This window comes from Rhizobacter sp. P1_G5 (assembly GCF_056405435.1).
This window is the reverse complement of record NZ_JBFUCB010000589.1, coordinates 1-3,788: the sequence shown is the minus strand read 5'-3', so window position 1 is coordinate 3,788 and position 3,788 is coordinate 1. Positions and strand designations below refer to the sequence as shown.

Annotated in this window: 4 protein-coding genes; 3 read left to right on the top strand and 1 reads right to left on the bottom strand. The window is 71.5% G+C overall.

Annotated elements, in window-relative coordinates; genetic code table 11:
* Positions 1-46: 46 nt before the first annotated feature.
* Positions 47-970 (bottom strand): LysR substrate-binding domain-containing protein, encoded by a 924-nt coding sequence (locus AC1D12_RS27535; protein WP_477844229.1) that lies wholly within the window; start codon positions 968-970, stop codon positions 47-49.
* A gap of 66 nt (positions 971-1,036) precedes the next feature.
* Here AC1D12_RS27535 and AC1D12_RS27530 point away from each other — a divergent pair, with 66 nt between their 5' ends.
* The 3 genes from AC1D12_RS27530 to AC1D12_RS27520 all read left to right on the top strand — a co-directional run.
* Entirely contained in the window at positions 1,037-1,474 is a 438-nt protein-coding gene (locus AC1D12_RS27530; RefSeq protein WP_477844228.1) for a GlcG/HbpS family heme-binding protein, read from the top strand.
* A gap of 40 nt (positions 1,475-1,514) precedes the next feature.
* Entirely contained in the window at positions 1,515-2,507 is a 993-nt protein-coding gene (locus tag AC1D12_RS27525; RefSeq protein WP_477828584.1) for an MBL fold metallo-hydrolase, read from the top strand.
* 69 nt (positions 2,508-2,576) lie between these two features.
* The coding region (locus AC1D12_RS27520) for a cache domain-containing protein (RefSeq protein ID WP_477844226.1) at positions 2,577-3,788 on the top strand (1,212 nt) is incomplete at its 3' end.

The window sequence follows — 3,788 nt, the reverse complement described above, 5'->3', positions numbered from 1 at the left end:
AAATGAAAGTGACTCGCCCGCCGGGGCGAAATCCCGGCAACAGCCCCTACTCGGCCACCACCGCCTCGATCAGGCTGCACAGCCAGCGCAGCGCCGGGTCCTTGTCGCGGCTCGCGTGGTGGACGATCGCCACCGGGCTGGGCGGCAGCTTCAGCGGCACCGCCGCCCGCACCAGCCCGAAGTCGCGCTGCCAGCCGGGCGCCAGCACCTGCGGCACGGTGGCGATCGCCGGCACCTGCTGCAGCACCCGCGGCAGCGACGAGAAGCGCGGGCTGGTGCAGACGATGCGGCGCTTCAATCCGAGCGCGTCGAGCGCGTCGTCCACCGTGCCATGGAACGCGCCGCGGTAGGTCACCATCAGGTGCGGCAGCACGGCGAACTGCTTCAAGGTCAGCGTGCCTTTCACGCCGATCACGCCCGGCCGCGCCACGCAACAGTACGGCACCGTCGCGAGCGGCCGGCTGCGCTGCCAGGCCGGCCCGGCGGGGAAGGCGCCGATCGCGAGATCGAGTTGCTCCTGCAGCAGCATGTCGGCGATCCGGAAGCGGTCGGTCGCGACGACGGCGATGCGCGCCTGCGGCGCCTCTGCCGCCAGCCGCGCGACCAGGCCGGGCAGCAGCCAGGTGTCGATCCAGTCGGGCATGCCGATCACCAAGCTGCGGTCGCTGCGCGCCGGATCGAAGGCCGGGGCATCGGAGACGACGGCCTGCAGCTCGGCCAGCGCCGGCGCCAGCGCCGACTGCAGCTCGAGCCCGCGCTGCGTCGGCTGCATGCCGCCCTTGCCGCGCACCAGCAGCTCGTCGTGGAACAGCTCGCGCAGCCGCGCCAATGCGCCGCTGACCGCCGGCTGGCCGAGGTGAAGGCACGCTGCCGCCTTCGACACGCTGCGCTCGCGCAGCAGCACCAGCAGCGTCACCAGCAGGTTCAGGTCGACGCCCCTGAAATCACGTTCTCTGATAGTTCCGATCATTTCAATCGATTTGCGTGATGAAGGCTTCGATTGAATCATGGGCCACCCTTCAACGGAGCAATGCCCATGACTTCTTCCATCCACACCCGCCCGCTGGCGTCGATCACCCGCGAGGCCGCCGCCACGCTGATAGCCCACGCCCAGGCCGCCGCACGCTCGCTCGGCATCCACGTGACGGTGGCGGTGACCGATGCGACCGGCGAGCTGAAGGCCTTCGAGCGCGACGACGGCGCCCGCTTCCTGACCGCGTCGATCGCGGTCGACAAGGCCTGGACAGCGACCTCCTACGGCGTGTCGACCCGCCAGTGGACCGCGATCCTCGAGCGCCCGATGGCGGCCCAGCTCGCGCACCGGCCGCGCTTCGTCGCTGTCGGCGGCGGCTRCCCGATCTTCGACGGCACGCAGCTGGTCGGCGGCATCGGCATTTCCGGCGGCGACGCCGAGCAGGACCACCAGGTGGCCGAGCGGGCCATTGCGGCGCTCGGCCTGGCCGCCTCGGCCTGATCGACCTTTCCCTCCCTCCTTGAACGAGAGATTGCTTCCCATGTCTTCTGCCCTGTTCTCCCTGCGTGCCGCAGCCGGCGCATTGGCCTCCACCGCCATCGCGCTCGCCGCACTCGGCGCTGCCGTCACGCCCTCGGCCACACGGGCCGCCGCCCCGATGGTCAAGACCCAGGCACCCGGCTTCTACCGCGTGATGCTCGGGGCCTTCGAAGTCACTGCACTGAGCGACGGCACCGTCGACCTGCCGGCCGACACGCTGCTGCACCCGCCGTCCGGCGCGATGGCCTCGCGGCTCGCTGCCGCGCACCTGAAGAGCCCCGTCGAGACCTCGGTCACCGGCTTCCTGGTCAACACCGGCGACAAGCTGGTGCTCGTCGACACCGGCGCCGGCGCGCTGTTCGGGCCCACGCTCGGCAAGCTGACCGCAAGCCTGCGGGCCGCCGGCTACCAGCCCGAGCAGGTCGACGAGGTGCTGCTGACCCACGCCCACCCCGACCACGTCGGCGGCCTGATGGGGCCGGGCGGCGTGGCGTTCCCGAACGCCACGGTGCGCCTCGACGAGGCCGACGCGCAGTACTGGCTGTCGGCCGCGAAGATGGAGGCCGCGCCGGCACAGGCCAAGGGCTTCTTCCAGGGCGCGATGGCCTCGCTGAATCCCTACGCCGAAGCCGGCCGGCTGAAGCCGTTCGCCGCCGGCACCGAGCTGCTGCCCGGCATCCGCGCCATCGCGGCACGCGGGCACAGTGCCGGGCACACGGTCTATGCCGTCGAGAGCCAGGGGCAGCGCCTGCTGCTGATCGGCGACCTGATCCATGTCGGTGCCGTGCAGCTCGACGACCCGCGCGTCACGATCGCGTACGACAGCGACGAGCCCGCCGCGGCCGCCACGCGCCGCCAGGTGTTCGCGCAGGCAGCCGCGCAGAACACGCTGATCGGCGCCCCCCACCTGCCGTTCCCCGGCCTCGGCCACCTGCGCCGGGCCGGCGCGGGGTACCGCTGGCTGCCGGTGGACTACACGGCACAGCTGAAATAGCGGCGCCGTCCGGCCGGGCAAGGGCGGTGCGCGAACCGGGCAGCGTGCCTTAGGATCCGCCCATTGCCCATGACCGACCCGTCGCTTCCCGACCGCTCCATCGCATTGCCGCTGCGCCGCCTGGCCCTCGCCCTGGTGGCGGGCAATGCCGTGGTGATCCTGGTGCTGGTGCTGGCCGCCGGCGTGGCCTTGCAGGCGGGCCGCGAATCCGAAGAGGCGCGGGCGCGGGAATCGGCCGAGAACCTCGCGAACAGCCTGGCCATCGAGCTCGGCGCCGAGCTGAAGCAGCTCGACAACGCGCTGGCCACCGTCGCGTTGCGCGTGCGCGCCCTCGACGCCACCCATGCCGACGGCCGTGCCGAGATCGAGCAGAGCCTCGCCGAGCAGCGCTCGCTGCTGCCGCAGGTCGATTCGATCCGCATCGCCGATGAACCCGGCATCGTCAGCTTCGGCCTGCCTGCAGGCACGGCGGCGGTCAGCATCGCCGACCGCGACTACTTCCTCGAAGCGAAGTCGCACGAGGGGATGGTGGTCTCCGAGCCGGTGCAGAGCCGCATCAGCCGCAAATGGGGCATCGCCGTGGCCCGCCAACTGCGCCGCGCCGACGGATCGTTTGCCGGCGTGGTCTACACGAGCCTGCCCAGCGAGCACTTCATCGACCGGTTCAAGCGCATCGGGCTGGGCAGCGCGGGCGCCGTGTCGCTGCGATCGGGCGGGCTGAAGCTGATCGCGCGCTACTCGGTGATCGACGGCGCGCAGGAGAAGAACCTGGGCACCGTGGTGGTCTCCGCCGAGATGATGCGCCGCCTCGCGACCGGCCCGGAGCGCGGCTCGTACCTGACCCCGACCGCGCTCGACGGCATCGAGCGCTATACCGCGTACCAGCGCATTCCCGGCTCGTCGTTCCGGGTGTTCGTCGGACTCGGCACCAGCGACTTCCTCGCGGGCTGGCGGCGCGAGGCGGGCCAGATGGCGGCACTGCTCGCGATCGCGATCGCGACCATCGCCGGCTTCTCCGCGCTGCTGTTCGTGCAGCAACGGCGCCAGGTGATCGCACGCCGCGAGATCGCGCGGTTGGCCCAGGAGCAGAGCGTGATGCTCGACAACGAGGTCGTCGGCATGGTGAAGCTGAAGGATCGCGTCGCGCTCTGGAAGAACCGCGCGCTGGACCGGATCTTCGGCTACGAGCCGCACGAGCTGGTCGGCGCGCCGGCGCGGCTGCTCTACCTCGACGACGACTCCTTCGACGACATCGGCCGCCGCGCCTACCCGATGCTGCAG

Coding starts and splice junctions, on each gene's coding strand:
- AC1D12_RS27535 (WP_477844229.1), bottom strand. CDS start 970: ATGATCGGAACTATCAGAGAACGTGATTTCAGGGGCGTCGACCTGAAC.
- AC1D12_RS27525 (WP_477828584.1), top strand. CDS start 1,515: ATGTCTTCTGCCCTGTTCTCCCTGCGTGCCGCAGCCGGCGCATTGGCC.